General features: G+C 59.2%; 13 protein-coding genes. 4 read left to right on the plus strand and 9 right to left on the minus strand.

From position 1 onward, the window contains the following. Positions 1-18: 18 nt before the first annotated feature. Entirely contained in the window at positions 19-879 is an 861-nt protein-coding gene (locus tag F8N66_RS14575) for a type 1 glutamine amidotransferase domain-containing protein (protein ID WP_150770824.1), read from the plus strand. A 123-nt stretch (positions 880-1002) separates the two neighbouring features. Here F8N66_RS14575 and F8N66_RS14580 read toward each other — a convergent pair whose 3' ends face one another. After that, positions 1003-2421: a serine hydrolase domain-containing protein gene (locus F8N66_RS14580; RefSeq protein ID WP_191622991.1), complete on the minus strand. Its 1419-nt coding sequence runs from the start codon at positions 2419-2421 to the stop codon at positions 1003-1005. 289 nt (positions 2422-2710) lie between these two features. Between F8N66_RS14580 and F8N66_RS14585 the strand changes: the two genes are divergently transcribed. Continuing rightward, positions 2711-3706 carry a zinc-binding dehydrogenase gene (locus F8N66_RS14585; RefSeq protein ID WP_150770826.1) on the plus strand — a complete coding sequence of 332 codons (996 nt, stop codon included), beginning with the start codon at positions 2711-2713 and terminating at the stop codon, positions 3704-3706. Positions 3707-3780: 74 nt separating this feature from the next. On the opposite strand, the gene F8N66_RS14590 is transcribed toward F8N66_RS14585, so the two are convergent. The 8 genes from F8N66_RS14590 to F8N66_RS14625 form a co-directional block, all read right to left on the minus strand. Next, positions 3781-4461, minus strand: coding sequence for a GntR family transcriptional regulator (locus F8N66_RS14590; RefSeq protein ID WP_191622992.1), 681 nt, complete (start codon positions 4459-4461; stop codon positions 3781-3783). Positions 4462-4588: 127 nt separating this feature from the next. Continuing rightward, complete coding sequence (locus F8N66_RS14595; protein ID WP_150770827.1) at positions 4589-5644, minus strand: ABC transporter permease; 1056 nt, start codon at positions 5642-5644, stop codon at positions 4589-4591. Beyond that, positions 5637-7148 carry a sugar ABC transporter ATP-binding protein gene (locus F8N66_RS14600; RefSeq protein WP_150770828.1) on the minus strand — a complete coding sequence of 504 codons (1512 nt, stop codon included), beginning with the start codon at positions 7146-7148 and terminating at the stop codon, positions 5637-5639. Before F8N66_RS14600 ends, F8N66_RS14595 begins: the two co-directional genes overlap by 8 nt. A gap of 82 nt (positions 7149-7230) precedes the next feature. Beyond that, positions 7231-8472 carry a sugar ABC transporter substrate-binding protein gene (locus tag F8N66_RS14605; protein WP_150770829.1) on the minus strand — a complete coding sequence of 414 codons (1242 nt, stop codon included), beginning with the start codon at positions 8470-8472 and terminating at the stop codon, positions 7231-7233. A gap of 91 nt (positions 8473-8563) precedes the next feature. Further along, positions 8564-10069, minus strand: a complete 1506-nt coding sequence (locus F8N66_RS14610) for an aldehyde dehydrogenase (protein WP_150770830.1) — start codon at positions 10067-10069, stop codon at positions 8564-8566. 130 nt (positions 10070-10199) lie between these two features. After that, positions 10200-11477, minus strand: coding sequence for a carbohydrate porin (locus F8N66_RS14615; protein ID WP_150770831.1), 1278 nt, complete (start codon positions 11475-11477; stop codon positions 10200-10202). 156 nt (positions 11478-11633) lie between these two features. Next, entirely contained in the window at positions 11634-12806 is a 1173-nt protein-coding gene (locus F8N66_RS14620) for an iron-containing alcohol dehydrogenase (RefSeq protein ID WP_150770832.1), read from the minus strand. 39 nt (positions 12807-12845) lie between these two features. After that, positions 12846-13997 carry a glycerol dehydrogenase gene (locus F8N66_RS14625; protein ID WP_150770833.1) on the minus strand — a complete coding sequence of 384 codons (1152 nt, stop codon included), beginning with the start codon at positions 13995-13997 and terminating at the stop codon, positions 12846-12848. A 222-nt stretch (positions 13998-14219) separates the two neighbouring features. Between F8N66_RS14625 and F8N66_RS14630 the strand changes: the two genes are divergently transcribed. Further along, positions 14220-15818 (plus strand): GMC family oxidoreductase, encoded by a 1599-nt coding sequence (locus F8N66_RS14630; RefSeq protein WP_150770834.1) that lies wholly within the window; start codon positions 14220-14222, stop codon positions 15816-15818. A 23-nt stretch (positions 15819-15841) separates the two neighbouring features. Continuing rightward, complete coding sequence (locus tag F8N66_RS14635; protein ID WP_150770835.1) at positions 15842-16642, plus strand: shikimate dehydrogenase family protein; 801 nt, start codon at positions 15842-15844, stop codon at positions 16640-16642. Positions 16643-16652: the final 10 nt, after the last annotated feature.

A 16652-nucleotide genomic window follows, 5' to 3' on the forward strand; every position in this document is an offset into this window, starting at 1 on the left:
CCACTGTCCGGAAATCCCATGCGCCCCATTACCCGACTTGCTCTTGCAATGGCTCTCTGCACTTCGGCCTTCAACGCCCAGGCCAGCAATGTACTGATCGTGCTGTCAGATTCAGACCACCTTGAGCTCAAGGACAATAAAGTCTTTGCCACGGGCTTCTACCTGAACGAGTTGATGCAACCGGTGAAACTGCTGCTCGACGCCGGGCATTCGGTGACCTTTGCCACGCCGACGGGCAAGGCACCCACGCTGGACAACTCGTCCAACGACAAGATGTACTTCAACAATGATGCAAGCGCACTGCAGGAGCACAAGGCGCTGCTGGAAAAGCTCAAGATCACCTCCGTGGGTGAGTCGCCGGTCATCAGCCTGTCGCGCGTCGAACAGATGGGTTACGAGCACTTCGATGCGATCTATGTACCCGGTGGCCACGCACCGATGCAGGACCTCCTCAATAGCGCACAGTTGGGGAAACTGCTAACCAACTTCCATGACCAAGGCAAGACAACCGCTCTGGTTTGCCATGGGCCGATTGCCTTGCTCTCGACGCTGTCCGACCCGACCACCTTCACTCAGAAACTTGAAACCGGCGCCAAAACCACGAAGTCAGACTGGACCTACGCCGGCTACCAATTCACAGTCATCAGTAATCAGGAAGAGGACCTGGCCAAAGGGCTGTTGAAGGGGGGCGCCATGAAGTTCTATCCGCAGACAGCATTGGAACTGGCTGGAGGTCTATTCAGCAGCAACACTTCGCCGTGGGCCTCGCACGTGGTCATCGATAGAGAACTGGTGACAGGTCAAAACCCGGGTTCTGCGCTGGATGTTGGCAAGGTGATACTTGAGCGACTCAAAGTCCCGGGCCAGCCGAAATCCTGAAGGGTTCAGAGTTAGCCTTGCATCACTAACAAGCCCTGCAAGCTCGCGCTTGCAGGGCTTGTTCTGGAGGCTGACGGTTTGATCACCCGCCAGGATTCAGACGTTCCTCAAAACAACACCCACTTACTCATAGGAGAACTTCAAGTCCGTGATACGGCCATTGGCAACTGCGACATCAAGGTAATTCACCTTTTTTGACACCGCTCTGTAGATACGGTGAGTGACGGCGTTTTCTTTTGTCTCGGCAACCTGTATCAGCCGAGTATCGTTCGTCAGCTTACTGAATGACGATTCAATCTCTGTGATGCGTTTTTCGTCAAAAGCCTTGCGTACATTGCTACTGAGCAGAGGGTCATCATTGCCGCGCATCAATGCAATCAGCGCTGTTTTGGTTTTTTGAGTGGTGGCCGCCGTTCCGTCAATTTCTTTTTCCAACGGTGCCAGTTCCGGATCGATCACTGCGGCAATACGCTTGACAATGTAACCGCTGCGCGCAGATTCCATATTCGCCAGGAAGCCAATGGAGAGGCCAGTATCGAACCTTGCGTAATGGGCGTGGAAGCCCTGAAACGACCCGCCATGCTCAATCAACCTGCGCCCGTTGAAAGCATTGTTTTGCCAGCCAAAGCCATAGCCGGTGATCGGCCGGGAGCCATCTGGCAGCAAAGGTACCTGCCATTCAGTGTTGATGGATTGTTCAGTCAAGGCTTTGTTTTTTGACAGGCATTGATCCCAGGCGGAAAGGTCATTGATCGTCAGCAGCAAGCTGCCGTCGGCCGTCTGGGCCAGGCTTTGTGATACCGGGCCCGGGTTTGCCAGTGATCCTTCCTCGACTACGTAGCCCGCGGCACGACTGGGGATGATGCTCTTGAGCACATTGACCTGCGCGGTTTTCATGTCGCACTTGTCGAAAATTCTTTCTCGGAGCAGATCGCCGTAGAACCGTCCAGTTGCCCGCTTGATCAACACCCCCAGGGCCACATATCCCGAGTTGCTGTATCGATATTGAGTACCTGGTGTGAAGTCTAGCTTTTTGGACGACAGCATCGTGATGAGTTGCTCATCGGTGTAATCCTGCTTGATATCAATACTGTTGAACTGTTCATAGTCGGGAATGCCCGAGCGCTGCAGCATGACCTGGCGAATGGTCACACCGTCCCACATGCCTTTGGCTTCCGGAAAATAGGGCGCAACAGGATCGTCCAGTCCAAGCTTGCCATCCTGAACCAGCAGCATGATGACGGACGATGTAAACATCTTGCCCACCGAACCGGACTGGAAAACCGTCGCTGCGGTTGCAGGCGTTTTGGTTTCCAGGTTGCTTGAGCCGTAGGCCGAGGTGTAAAGCGGTTTGCCGTCTTTAAGTATCGTGATGGCCGCCCCCGGAATGTTTTGTTCCTTCATGAGCGCCCCCATGATTTCATCGACTTGATCAGCCTTTGGAAAAGCAGGCGTGGCATTGCCTGTCGCCACCCACATCAAACTTGAAAACAACAACGTGGCGGGGAATACGGATGATTTTTTTATTGTTCTTGTACCCATTGTGAATCTCCAGAACATGTCGGTTTAGCGTGTGTTTGAAGGATATGAAACTTGCCTTGGCAAGCAAAATACACATTAGTCCATAATAGACTTATAAGTACACGCCAATCAGTCACGCCCACCCGAACTTCCACCTGTGGACTCAAGGTAAAACCCACGCAGGCCAAGCCACGCGGGGCTTACAGCGATTGTTGATTTGAGTTCACAACACCTTTGCGCCAATTGACATTTAGCTGAGCAGCGCTGGCAGGGATACTGCTGATTAACGGATTTCCATGAGGATTCACGCATGCAGACTGATTTCGCCGCCTGGTCCTGGACCTCGGATCAAGGTATCGATGGCTTGAAATTGATTCGTAAACCGCTGCTCCAGCCAGGTCCTGGCGAAGTGCTTGTGGCCAATCGCGCCGTGGCGTTGAATCCAGTGGACTGGAAGATCATCGAGTGGGGTCATGCCGCCTGGAAGACCGGCCATGTACCGGGCGTGGATGGCGTAGGCGAGGTCGTGGCGGCAGGCGCGGGTGTCACCTTGAAGGCCGGGACTCTGGTTGCGTATCACCAGTCGCTGACGCGCGATGGCAGTTTTGCCGAATACTGCACGCTCGATGCCAGTACCGTTTTGAACGTGCCCAAGGCACTCGATGAAAGCGTTGCCGCCGCCCTGCCCTGCCCCGGTCTGACGTCCTGGCAGGCGCTGGATAAAGTACCTGTGGCGCCGGGAGACGTACTGGTGGTCGGTGCCGGCGGCTCGGTCGGTTTATTGCTGGTGCAACTGGCTGTTCAACGCGGCTGTCGCGTGTGGGCAACGGCGGCGACCAGACACCATTCACAGCTCAAAGCCCTGGGGGCAGTCGGTGTGTTCGATTACCGTGACGAGCAGTGGCAGCAAACGCTGCAGGCCGCCTTGGGCGAGCGTCGATTGCACGCGCTGTTCGACACCGTCAGCGGCGCCCATGCCGCGAGCCTGGCGCCGCTGCTAGGTTACAACGGTCACTTGGTCTGCATCCAGGACCGTCAGGAAAGCGCGCCATTACCGGCCTTCAGCACCGCTATTTCCCTTCACGAAGTGGCCCTTAACAGTTTCCATGCTCACGCCAGTTCGAGCGACCGCCAGCAGCTGCGCCAAGCGGGCGAGCGCCTGCTGGAACAGATACTGGACGGTCGCCTGTCGATGCCGCATCGTCAGGCTTTCGATTTCTACAACCTTCCCCAGGCCCTGCACACGCTTAAACAGGGGGGCGAAGGTGGGAAATGGATTGCCATCCTTGGCGACCCGCGACCTTGAAACGACATCGCCCGAGACTCCTGGCAAAGAGCTCGGGCGATGTGTTCAGAGAAATCCGACAGCTGCGTTGTAGTTCAGGCCTCCGCCAGGTTCTCCTTTTTCTCCAGCCAGTCGATCATCAACTCGCCCCAGGCGATGTCCGCTTGCAGCGCGCCTTTGGCCTTGGCCGAATCGCGGGTGCGCAAACCTTCCAGTACTTCGAAATGCTTGTGCTTGGCGCTCGCCAGTTCCCGCTTGGGCACCTCGGCGTGGAAGCGGCTCAGCAGCGGCCCCATGATGACCCACATGTTCTCAAGGGTCTTGGACACCACCGGCATGCGCGCGGCAGAGATCAAACCGAAGTGGAACTCCCGATTCAGTAAGGCGGCTTGCCTGTAATCCACGGGCACTGCTTTCTGGAACGCATCCTGAATGGCTTCGAGCTTTTCCAGTTCCGGTTGGGTGATGCGCTGAGCCGCCACACCAGCGGCCTCGCCTTCCAGCAGATGACGAATCAACTGGATCTCTCGCAATTGGCTGACGGTCAACTCCGGAACATAAATCGAGGTCGCGGCCTTCATGTCCAGCGCATGGTCGCTGACCAGACGGAAGATCGCCTCGCGCACCGGTGTGATCGACACACCAAACTCTTCGGCCAGTGTACTGATGCGCAACCGATCGCCTGGCTGGTACTGCCCATCCATCAACGCGGTGCGGATAATGGAATACACCCGTTCGCTCAAGTTGCCTTTATCAATGGGCTTATGCACGGTCACTATGACTCGATCTCCATGGTCGATTACTGTTCGCCGCAGTGGCAGACTTGTGAATCTGCCGACTTGAATTGACGATAACGCATCATACATCATCAACTCGCGCCTGCCACTCCGTCCGGCGGTTTCGTCAAATACGCGCGTCTCGTCGACCGACACCCTGCAACAACACCGCGATGACAATGATTGCGCCTTTGATGATTTGCTGCGGATAGGCCGGCACGCTCAGCAAATTCATTATGTTGCCGATCAGGCCCAGCACCAGCACGCCTACCACTGTGTAGAAAATCGTACCTTTGCCCCCGGTGAGCAATGCACCGCCAATGACACACGCGGCGATCGCATCGAGCTCGAGTGCCATGCCGGCACTGGGCGTGGCGACACCTGAGCGCGAAGCGATCACCACTCCAGCCAATGCCGCAAAGCCGCCACAAATACCATAGGCTGCCAATTTGTAGCGCTCCACCGCAATGCCCGCCAGGCGCACCGCCGTTTCGTTGCTGCCACTGGCAATGGTCAGGCGGCCATAGGCGTTGTAACGCAGGATCAAGGCAAATACGACCGTGACGAGTACCGCCAGCCACACGGGCCATGGCACACCCAGCAGCCCGTCGGCCAGCCGACCGAAATCGCGCAGTATTTGCGCGCTGGACAGTCGATCGTCCAGGCGTTGGGGCTGGCCGTTCGACAGAATGAATGCCAGGCCTCGGGCAACCGTCATCATTGCCAGTGTCGCGATAAAGGGAGCCATGCGGAAATAGGCGATGAAGGTGCCGGTCACCAAGCCCATCAGGACACCACTGGCCACGGCAATGGCAACTGCCAACAACAGCCCGACACTGCCTTCAACCGGCAGGACATTAAAGGTCATCGCCACCACAATGCCGCCAACCGCCGCGACCGAGGCCACGGATAAATCGATACCCGCTGTCAGGATCACAATCAGCATGCCGATGCTGACCAGCAGCAAGGGCGTCAACTGGCGCAGAAGGTTGCCTAAATTCAGGAAGGTGAAGAAGTCCGCCGACAGCACGCTGGCGACAATCACCAGGACTACCAGCATCACCAGGGCATTGTGTTCCAGAAACAGCCGCTGCAACGAACGCAGGCTCAATTTGCTGCCTTGAGCGCGTCGGGTTTCATGCACCAGCTCAGCCGTAGCCAACTTGGAATTGGGGTTACTCATGATGTTCTACTCCCATTGCCAGGCAAATCATTGCTTGCTCCTTGATGCGCTCTCCCGCCAGTTCGCCAGCGATCGCGCCCTCGCGCATCACCAGCACGCGATCGCACATGCCGATGATTTCGATCATTTCCGAAGAGACCATGATGATTGCGACACCTTGTTCGGCGAGGTCATTGATGACCCGGTAGATTTCCGTTTTTGCGCCCACATCCACACCGCGGGTGGGCTCATCGAGAATTAGCACGCGGCAGCCGGCATCGACCCATTTCATCAGCGCGACCTTCTGTTGATTGCCGCCCGACAGATCACCAACCAATTGCTCGATCGAGTGAGTCTTGACCGCCAGCTGTTTGCGCAAGGCTTCAATACCCTGAGCTTCCCGGCCATTGGCAATCCAGCCCATGCGGCCGGTGTAGGGGCTGTTGGGGCGCAAGGCACCGTTGACCCGTATCGACATCTCCAGCAGGACGCCTTGTTGCTTGCGATCTTCCGGCAATAAACCAATGCCATTAGCGATGGCGTCCCGTGGCGTGCGGTTGTGGATCTGCCGACCATCGAGGTACAGGGCGCCGGAGGTGGTCCGGTCAGCGCCGAAGATCGCGCGCATGGTTTCCGTGCGCCCGGCGCCCACCAGGCCACAAAAACCCAGGACTTCACCGGCGCGCACTTCAAAACTCACGTCACGCACCAGGCGCCCGGCACACAGGTGCTCGACTTTGAGCAACACGTTGCCGATCCGCGCCTGGCGTGCCGGGAACAGATCGCTGAGCTCGCGTCCGATCATCATCTCGATCAGGCCGCGCTCGGTGACGTCCGCCAAATCCAGAGTCCCCACGGTCTTGCCGTCCTTGAGCACCGTAGCGCGATCGCAGATGCGAAAGATTTCATCCATGCGGTGGGAGACGTAGACAATACACACGCCTTTGCGGCGCAGTTCATCCAGGATCCGGAACAGTTTTTCCACCTCATGGGAGGTCAGCACCGCTGTCGGTTCGTCGAATATCAACACCCTCGCGTTGCGTGACAGCGCCTTGCAGATTTCCACCGCTTGCTGGTAAGCCACCGACAAACTGCCAACCGGTTGGCGCACGTCGATATCGTGGAAGCCCAGCTCATCGAGAATCGCCCGGGCCTTGCGGCGCATGTCTGTCCATCGGACAAAGCCCTTGCTCTTGCCCAGATCGTCGATACAGATGTTCTCGGCCACCGACAGGTGCGCGGCCAGCGCGAACTCCTGGTAGATGATTGAGATACCGAGCTTGAGGGCATCGCCGGGTTTACGAATATCCACGGTCTGGCCATTGAGAGTGACCCCACCGGCATCGCGCACATAAGCCCCCGACAGGATCTTCATCAGGGTTGATTTACCAGCGCCGTTCTCACCCATCAGTGCGTGGATTTCCCCCGCACGGGCAGAAAACCTGGCGCTGTCCAGGGCACTGATACCACCGAATTTCTTGGAGATGTCGAGCATCTCCACCGCTGGTTCTTGCATTGCATTCATTGTGTTCACCGTCTTGAAACTGCCGCCGATCGAACGGCAGCCGCCAGCAATGACGACCGCCGTCCGGCTCATCCTCAATCCATCACTTCATCGCGGTTTTGATCTGCTCGATGGAGCGGAATGGCGGTACGGTCTCGGTAGACGGTGGCAGGCTGTCGGCGGCGATGTAGGTATCGACGTTATCCGGCGTGATCAGCGTGACCGGGAAGTACGACGCCAGTGGCAAGTTGTTCGCGTCCAGTCCCTTGTTGAGGATCTGGTGGATCAACTCGATCGCGGCAACCCCGGTTTCCGATCCGCTGTTGGTAGCGCTGACCAGCAATTTGCCCTGCTTGATCAAGTCCAGCGCGACGCGGAAGCTGCCGGCCCCGGAGGCGACCATCACGCTGTTTTTCTTGCCAGCGTTTTCCAGGGCATTGATTGCACCGATGGCAATAAAATCGTTCTCGGCGAGCACCAGGTTCAATTTGTCCCCCTGGGACGCGAGGATGTCCTCGGTAGCGGCCAGCCCGCCTTCTTCGGTCCAGTCACCGCGACCCCACGCCAGCACATTGAAGCCGCCTTCCGGCCAGCTGAAGTTGCCCTTGGCCTTAACCTGCTGGAACAGCTTGAAGCCCTTGAGCATGGCGTCTTCTTTGGACAGACCGAGTCGGCGCTCCTGCGAGCGGGCATAGACGATCCCGGAAATCATGCCATTGAGGCGACTTTCGGACGTGGAATTACCCATCACGCCAATGACCATTGCAGCATTGATCACGGTCGCCGGATCGGTTTTCGATGCCACGTAACGGCCGGCCTCGAAACCACTGCCGTAAGGGTTACCCGTACTGGTGGTGATCACCGGCGCCCGGGCATCCGGCGCTGTACCCACGGTGATCACCGGGATGCCGGCATTCACCGCACGCTCGACATCGGACACCGAACCCTGGATATCGGTGGGGTCGATGACAATCAGATCGACGCCCAGCGTGATGAAGTTATCGACCTGTGCGCTCTGCTTGGCGACATCGCTGTCTGCCACTTGCAGTTCGATGTCGTAGTTGTACTTTTTAGCCACGGTCCTGGCGTCATCGATCATCGAGACGAACCAGGGATTGCCCAGGGTGATTTCGGTCCAGCCGATGCGCAGGCGCTCACCCTTCTTTTTCAGCGGCAACGCCTTATTGATCGACGTGCGATCGGGCATGTCGGGATCGATGACACCCGACAACGCAGTGTTGGGCATCAAGCTATAGATTTCATGTTTGCCGGCCGCCCAGGCGTGGGAGCCGATGAGGCTCGCCAGGGCAAACGCGGTGATCGAACGAACAGCTGACAGCTTCATAATTATTGTTCTCCAGTGCGCTGATTTGATCGTTGAAGCGGGTATCCGGTGCTGCGTGGCGCAACACCGGACTTGCAGTCGTAACTGCCGGTCAGGCCTGTAAATCGATCCAGGCGGATTTGAGCTCCGAGTACTTGTCCAACGCGTGCAGCGAGCGGTCGCGACCGTTGCCCGATTGCTTGTAACCACCAAATGGCATGGTGATATCGCCGCCGTCGAAGCAATTGACCCAGACGCTGCCGGCGCGCAGCGAGCGGATCATGGCGTGGGCCCGCGACAGATCGCTGGTCCAGAGGCTGGCGGCCAGGCCGTAGGGCGAATCGTTGGCGATGCGCACGGCGTCCAGGTGGTCGCAGGCGGTGATCACCGACAACACCGGGCCGAAGATCTCCTCCCGAGCGATGGTCATGTCATTGGTGACGTTGTCGAAGATCGTCGGCGGGATGTAGAAACCGTCGGCCAGAGGACCGCTGGCGCGTTCGCCACCGAGGATGATGCGCGCGCCTTCCTCGCTGCCTTGTTTGATGTAACCCAGCACCCGATCCATCTGTGCACGGTCGACCATCGCGCCCAATTGCGTAGCCGGATCGAGCGGATCGCCAACGGCGATGGTTCGGGCAACCTTGAGGACTTGCGCGACAAACTCGTCGCGAATACCTGCCTCGACGATCAGTCGCGAAGGCGCCACACAGACTTCACCCTGATTGAAAAACATCGACCGGGCGGCCGTGTTCGCGGCCTTCTCCAGATCATGGCAATCATTGAGGATGATGTTCGGCGTCTTGCCGCCGCACTCCAGCCACACCCGTTTCATGTTCGACTGTCCCGAGTACTGCAGGAACAATTTGCCTACTTCACCGGAACCGGTGAACACCAGGGTGTCGACATCCATGTGCAGGCCAAGGGCGCGACCAGCCGTCGGGCCAAAGCCTGGCAGCACGTTGAAAACCCCTGCCGGAATACCCGCCTGTGCGGCCAGCTCGGCGATGCGCAGCGCTGTCAATGGTGACTGTTCGGCGGGTTTGAGAATGACCGAGTTACCCATCGCCAGGGCCGGGGCGACTTTCCACATCGCCATCAGCATCGGGAAATTCCACGGGGTTACAGCGGCCACCACGCCGATGGCTTCGCGGGTGATCATGCCCAGCGCACCAGGCCCTGAAGGGGCGATTTCGTCATAGACCTTGTCGCAGCATTCGGCATACCACTGCAGGCATTCGAGCACCGCATGCACATCGAAACCGGCGCTTTCGGCCACCGGTTTGCCCATGTCCAATGTCTCTAGCAGCGCCAGTTCAGTCATGTTCTGCTCGAACAACGCTGCAAAACGCAGCATGACTTTTTTGCGCTCCTTGGGTGCCATTCGCGACCACACGCCACTGTCGAATGCCTGGCGGGCAGCCTTGACGGCAACGTCGACGTCTTCGGACTGACAAGACGCTACGTAATTGAGCACCTGGCCCTTGCGCGGCGAAACGTTGGCGAACGTTTCGCCGCTCAGTGCATCGACGAAGCGACCGTTGATGAAGGCCTGCCCCGGTAGTTTCAGGGCAGCGACACGCTGCTGGACCGCAGCAAAATCAACGAGGGTATTCATAAGCACGCATCTCCTTTTCGAATTGTTTCAGGCGTAGGCGCCAAACGGTGATATATCATGCATTATTCAAATCGCAAGCGTGAAAAGGCCCTGACTCCGGGGATTTTCTTCACACTTGTTCTTCAATGACCTAGAAGCTGACTTCCGTTTTAAGCCCGAAGACCACCACGCTTTTGTCCCCGCTCATCCCACCCGGATTGACCACGTACTGCAGATTGGGCCGCAGAGTCAGGGCTGGCGTGACGCTGACCCCGTAGTACAACTCCATCGGGTATTCCGTATCGCCGGCCGGTTGGGTGTAGCCGTTTTGCTGACGGACACGCTTGGCGGATTGTCCATTCACTTCTAGACGACCGATCGCCAGGCCGATTTCATCCTGTGGCCGTGCGGCGAAGGGGCCGCTGATAAATGTGCCGACGTGCCAGACCCGTTCCACGTAGGACACGTCGCGATCCGATTGAATGAAGTTGGCGAACAGGTTGACGCCCCGGGCACTGTTACCCGGATCCTGATAGACCTTTTGCTCGATCAGGGCGTAGTAACCGCTGGCCTCATCGTGCTGAACCGGAGCGTCGCCCGTCACACCGATCGGCCGGCCGTTGACGTCCTCGTAGACGTCGCTGAAATCGCCGGTGTTGCGCCAGATACCCACCCTGTAACTGCCGGGCAAGCCGTTAACGGTGGGTGTCCAAGCCAGTTCCCCGACCGCTAGATAGCCGGTGGTGCCGGACGGGCTGCCAAAGTTCAAGCCTTGGGAGTTCTCGGTAAAGCGCGGGTTGACCTGATACAACGCGGCGTTGACGGACACTTCGTCCGTGAGCTTGGCCGCAGCCGTCGCCCCCCACTGGCTGACGGGCCAGGTGAACCAGTTGGGCGTGATGTAGCCTGGCACCGTGCCGCAGAACGTCAGGTTCTGAAACTTGCAGGAAAACGGAAAGACATCGCCACTCATGGGCAGGCGACCGAGCTTGACCACCAGGCGATCATCCATAAGCACTTGCTGGTAATAGAACTGCACCAGGCGCGTGACACTGCCGTAGCCGTAGATTTCCTGCGCGGCCAGCAGCGTGTTGGTCCCGGCTTCGGCCGTCAGGTTTTCCCCATTGCGGTTGCTGAAGGTCATGCGAAAGCTTGCACCCTGCCACCCCAGCAACTTCTGCAAGTCGAAGTTGGTGTCGATCATCAACTGGTCGCTGTAAGTGCCTTTGTGCTCGTCGCCGCCCTGGGTGTTATAGGCCAGTTCGTTAACGTAGGTCAGTTGAAAATCGACGCCCTGTTCATGCAAGCGAGTGCGTTCGCCGTTCCAGTCCCCCAGCAAAAAGTTGTTGGGCGAGTAATCGGCTGCGTAAGCGCCCGCGCTGGCACAAACGCCTAGCAGCCCGGCGGCTACTCTGTATTTCCTGGTCATTATTGTTGTTCCCGAAACTGTTTTTTATTGTTGGTTTTGGTGTTTTTCGAGCGTACAGAACCCCACCGACCTCACTGACAGGTCGGCCAATACAACGTCTTCAAAACGTTCGCAGGTGCGCTATCGAGCCTGACAGCGCCTGTTTCACTACAGCGGTCAACAACACATTCTTATGATCTCGGCGACCTCCTCTTTGCTATTGATCTTCTTCGGATGGCAGGCCAGGTCCTGGTTGAAACTGGTCCACACGGTTTGGGCAAATTCATCAATTTGATCCACCCGCAAACCGTAACCGCGGAACGTGTCGGTGACCCCGAGAGTGGCAAACAGTGACTTGAGAATCCCCGGCAGGCGCTGTGAACGCTCGCCTTCGCTCAAGCTCAGCGTTGAGGGATCGAGTATCCCGGCCACGCGCGCGAACTTGTCGGCGCAGACCGGCAGGGTCCAGCCAATCACATACGGTGTGCTGGCCGCGACGGTGCCACCGTGGGGGGCGTCGGTCATCGCCCCCAGCGGCTGACCCAGAGCATGAGAAACCGTCACGCCGGCACTGGCGATCGCCATGCCACCGAGCGTCGAGGCAAAGGCCATTCGCCCGCGCGCTTCGAGGTCATCACCGTGTTTCACGCACTGCAGGGCATTGGCCGCGAACAGGCGGATCGCCTCCAGCGCCACCATTTCCACCCAGGGCGTGCAGTGAATGCTGATGTAGGCTTCCAGCGCATGGCAGAAGGTATCGACCGCTGTCAGCGCGGTGAGCTTCGGCGGTTTCGACACCAGGATCTGTGGGTCGATCAGTGCGACATCCGGGTAGATGAACGGGTTGACGATGGCGCACTTGAGACCCAGTTCCGGGTTGTTGATCACTGCAAAGGGCGTGGCCTCGGTACCGGTGCCGGACGTGGTGGGCACCACCAGCAAGGGCAAGCCACGGCTTTGTGGCCGGGTCACTGCCTCGCCCAGCCGCTCGGTGTAGTCCCAGCAAGAGCCGCCATGAACGGCCACGAAGGCTACCGCCTTGGCCGAATCGATGGCACTGCCGCCGCCCACCGCGACCACTACATCGCAGCCGGCGTCGCGCACTTGCTCGACGGCGCGGTCGATCATGGTGTGCCGGGGGTTGGGCACGATGTCATAGCACTCGATGAACGCGATGCCGCGCTCGACGAAACTGGCCGTCACCTGCGCCACCAGGTCACTGCCCTGGAGAAACGGGTCAATCATCAGGAAGGCTTTCTTGCCGAACGGCGCCACCTTTTCACCCATGCGCCGGATCGCCCCGACTTCAAAATCCAGGGTCAACGGCAGAGTTGCCTGAAATGCTTTCATCAGTTCACCTGTGGTTATAGGAGGGCACTGCAGACGGGCTCAGGCCGCCAGCAGCGAGCCACCTTTCTTGTAGAGTTCACCCAGATCGCTGGCCGCGATCAGCGCCGCTTTCATTTCATCGAACGTGACGTCGAAGGGCTCGACCTTGCTGGTCTGGTTCGGGTCGGCGGCCGTGCGCGCCACGCAGTCGAGCTCATTGGCAGTGATATCGGCCAGGCCCAGGTCGGCAAACGTCAGCGGCAAGCCGATGCTCAGGCAAAACTTCAGCACCGCATCCAGTTCGCGGCTGGATTTGCCTTCGAGTACCAGCATCACCAGGGTGCCGAACGCCACGTATTCACCGTGGAACATCGTGGCCCGACAGCCCAGTTCGCTGAACCCGCAATACACCGCATGGGCCGTTGCGACACCGTTGCTCTCGAAGCCAATGCCGCTCATCAATGCATTGGCCTCCACCACCCGATTGAAGGCTTTGGTCACGCACTGGTGTTCAGCGGCACGCTTGGCTTGCACACCATCCTCAAGCAGCACCCGATAGCACAGCTCGGCGATGGCCATGGAGGTCAGGGTTGATTTGCTGCCGCTGGCGCCCTCCTTCATTCCGGCACCGGCATTGCCAAGGAAATTGTCGCGGTAACCCTCGACGCAGGTGCGGGCCTCGAAGTAGGTGGACAAGGCGTCGCCCATGCCGGCGACCAACAGCCGCACCGGCGCTTGGGCAATGATCCACGTATCGACCACCACCACGTCCGGGCTGCGCTCGTAAAACAGCACGTCATCAAACGCGCCCGCCTCGGTGTACAGCACCGAGAGCGAACTGGTGGGGGCATCGTTGGAGACAATGGTCGGCACGATGCACAGCGGCACCTTGGCCTGGTGGGCGACAGCTTTGGCGGCATCGAGCACCTTGCCGCCGCCCACGCCGATCACCCCGTCACAACCAAGGGCATTCATGCTGGCCGTGAGCCGCTGGATTTCCTGGCGCGTCACCTCGCCGGCAAAAATCCCGTAGTGCAGTTCAGTCCGCTCAGCGTCGAAGCTGGCGTCGAGGGTCTGTCTCAGGCTATCGAGCCGGCCCTGGGTGGTGATCACCATGAATCGACGACCAAACCAGGCGACATGCCGGTACAGCCGATCAAGTTCCTTGTAGCCCTGGATGTAGCGGCCGGGTGCAGCAAACATTTGCGTCATGTCATCGTCATCCTTGCCTCGTCTTGAAGGCTTTTTTTATTGCTTTGAGGACGTGTCCGAGAACTCAGGCTCTCGACGGATGGATGATATATCATGTTTTATTTTTCACTGCCAACAGCTTTTTCACTCACCTGACTCGACGCCACAAAGTGATGATTGACGCTTGGGGGTGATGAAGATATATGATGCATGAAAACAAGAACAACCCATTCGGAGGAAGGCATGCACGATTACGTTGTCATTGGAGGCGGGTCCGCGGGCTGTGCTTTAACGGGGCGCCTGATCGAAGCCGGCGCTTCTGTCCTGCTGCTAGAGGCCGGACCACGGGACAGCCATCCGCTGATCCATATTCCGGCGGGCTTCACCCGGCTGCTGTCCAGCCCCTTGCTATCGCGCCATGAAACCCAGGCACAGACGGCCATGGACGGTCGCAGCCGCATCCTTCCCCAAGGCCGGGTGCTGGGGGGCGGCAGTTCGGTCAACGCGCTCATCTATATTCGCGGTCAGCACCAGGACTACGACGATTGGTCTGACGCTGGCTGCAATGGCTGGTCTTTTCGCGAGGTGTTGCCGTACTTCAAGCGCGCCGAAGACAACGAGCGCTTCGATAACCGCTATCACGCCACGGGCGGCCCGCTTGGCGTCTCGGACCTCAAGCAGGTCTGCGAGTTGTCTCGCGGCTTCGTGCGTGCCGCGCAACAGGCCGGCATTGCGTACACCCCGGACTTCAACGGTGAACGCCAGAACGGCGTGGGATTCAACCAGATCACCGCGCGCAACAATCGCCGTTGCAGCGCGGCGGTTGCCTATCTGCGCAGCGCGGAAAAATCCGGGCGCCTGACCGTCATCACCGACGCTAGCGTCCAGCGCATCCTGATCGAGGGCAACCAGGCCGTCGGTGTCGAGTACCGCCACAAAGGCCGATTGGTTGAGGCCCGGGGCAGCAAGGAAGTGATCCTCAGTGCCGGCGCCATTCAGTCGCCCAAGTTGCTGATGCTGTCGGGCATCGGCCCGGCGAAAGAACTCGAGCGCCATGGCATCCCGGTGCGCCACGCCCTGCCCGGCGTCGGGCAGAACCTGCAGGATCACGCCGAAGTCGGGACCATTGCCTACTGCCATGGCAAGTACGGTTACTACGGTCAGGACAACCCGCTGAACACCGTCAAGAACGGCTTGCAGTACCTGTTGTTCGGCAGCGGCCCGGTCAGCTCGAACGTGACGGAAGCCTGTGCCTTCATCAATACCGATGACGCCTCGGCGCGGCCCAACGCACAAATGCATTTCGTGCCGATCGTGTTTTTCGACCTGGACCAGGAGCCGATCAAAAAGCCCGGCGCCACCATCAATACCTGCGTCTTGCGCCCCATGAGCCGTGGCGAGATCCGCCTGGCTTCTACCGATGCCGAAGCGGCGCCGCGGGTCGACCCGCGTTACTTCGCGCACCCGGAAGATCGCCGCGTGGCGATCAAGGGCCTGAACCTGGCGCGTGAAGTGCTCGCCCAACCGGCCATGCGCAACTACACCGGCGAAGAGGTGTTTCCGGGGGCGGACGTGCGCAGCGACGAAGCCCTGTTGAACTACATCGGCCAACGGGCCAAGACCGTTTACCACCCCGTCGGCACCTGCAAGATGGGCGTCGACGACAGGGCCGTGGTCGATCCCGAATTGCGTGTGCGTGGCGTGCGCAATCTGCGGGTGGTCGATGCGTCGATCATGCCCAACCTGATCTCCGGCAACACCAACGCACCGTCGATCATGATCGGCGAAAAAGCCGCCGACATGATTCTGGGACGCGGCGCGTTGGCCGCCTCCTCTTTCTAGTCCCTGTCCAAAGGAATATTGCGATGCCTATCAGCGGTAAAACCCGGGTGGTGGTCCACCTGACCTACCCCGCCAAACACCTGCGCACCCCTGAATTTTTCAACCCGCTGCTGGAGCGCCTGGGATACGACGGCGTGCTGGTGCCTTGGGAAGTTTCGCCCGACAACCTGGCCACAGCCTGGGAAGGTTTGCGCGGCATAGAGAATCTGGCGGGGGTGATCGTCACCGTGCCGCACAAGCTGGAGGTGGCGAAGTTGTGCGATGAACTCAAAGGCACGGCGAGCCTGCTGAACGTCTGCAACGTCGCCAAGCGTCTGTCTGACGGGCGCTTCACCGGGCGCATGTTCGATGGCGACGGCTTCGTCGCCGGCCTGAAAAAACACGGCCATGACTTGCACGACAAACGCGTGCTGCTGCTCGGCGCGGGTGGCGCCGCCACCGGTATCGCCCACGCGCTGCTGGCCGAAGACATTCAGGAACTGGTGATCAGCAATCGCACGCCGGACAAGGCCGAAGCCCTGGTCGTTGAGCTGCGACGCCTGTTCCCTGAGCGCCGGATCAATGCCGGCCCCGCCGATGCCAGCGGTTTCAACGTGGTCATCAATGGCACCGCGCTGGGCCTGAAGGCCGATGATCCCCTGCCCGTGCCGGCCGACACCCTGGCCCCCGGCACCGTGGTCGGCGAAGTGGTGATGAACCCGGACATCACGCCGTTGCTCAGCGCTGCCGCCGAACGCGGCTGCGTCATCCACAAAGGCGCCCACATGATCACCGGCCAGATCGACCTGCTGGCGGAATTTCTGTTTGCCCAATGCGGCGCCTGAGGCGCCATTC

It is taken from the genome of Pseudomonas fluorescens (assembly GCF_902498195.1).
In the GTDB taxonomy this organism is placed as follows: domain Bacteria; phylum Pseudomonadota; class Gammaproteobacteria; order Pseudomonadales; family Pseudomonadaceae; genus Aquipseudomonas; species Aquipseudomonas fluorescens_BU.

Bases quoted from the DNA above. Each gene is read 5' to 3' on its own strand.
- F8N66_RS14575 (WP_150770824.1), top strand. From the start codon at position 19: ATGCGCCCCATTACCCGACTTGCTCTTGCAATGGCTCTCTGCACTTCG.
- F8N66_RS14580 (WP_191622991.1), bottom strand. From the start codon at position 2,421: ATGGGTACAAGAACAATAAAAAAATCATCCGTATTCCCCGCCACGTTG.
- F8N66_RS14585 (WP_150770826.1), top strand. From the start codon at position 2,711: ATGCAGACTGATTTCGCCGCCTGGTCCTGGACCTCGGATCAAGGTATC.
- F8N66_RS14595 (WP_150770827.1), bottom strand. From the start codon at position 5,644: ATGAGTAACCCCAATTCCAAGTTGGCTACGGCTGAGCTGGTGCATGAA.
- F8N66_RS14600 (WP_150770828.1), bottom strand. From the start codon at position 7,148: ATGAATGCAATGCAAGAACCAGCGGTGGAGATGCTCGACATCTCCAAG.
- F8N66_RS14605 (WP_150770829.1), bottom strand. From the start codon at position 8,472: ATGAAGCTGTCAGCTGTTCGTTCGATCACCGCGTTTGCCCTGGCGAGC.
- F8N66_RS14610 (WP_150770830.1), bottom strand. From the start codon at position 10,069: ATGAATACCCTCGTTGATTTTGCTGCGGTCCAGCAGCGTGTCGCTGCC.
- F8N66_RS14615 (WP_150770831.1), bottom strand. From the start codon at position 11,477: ATGACCAGGAAATACAGAGTAGCCGCCGGGCTGCTAGGCGTTTGTGCC.
- F8N66_RS14620 (WP_150770832.1), bottom strand. From the start codon at position 12,806: ATGAAAGCATTTCAGGCAACTCTGCCGTTGACCCTGGATTTTGAAGTC.
- F8N66_RS14625 (WP_150770833.1), bottom strand. From the start codon at position 13,997: ATGACGCAAATGTTTGCTGCACCCGGCCGCTACATCCAGGGCTACAAG.
- F8N66_RS14630 (WP_150770834.1), top strand. From the start codon at position 14,220: ATGCACGATTACGTTGTCATTGGAGGCGGGTCCGCGGGCTGTGCTTTA.
- F8N66_RS14635 (WP_150770835.1), top strand. From the start codon at position 15,842: ATGCCTATCAGCGGTAAAACCCGGGTGGTGGTCCACCTGACCTACCCC.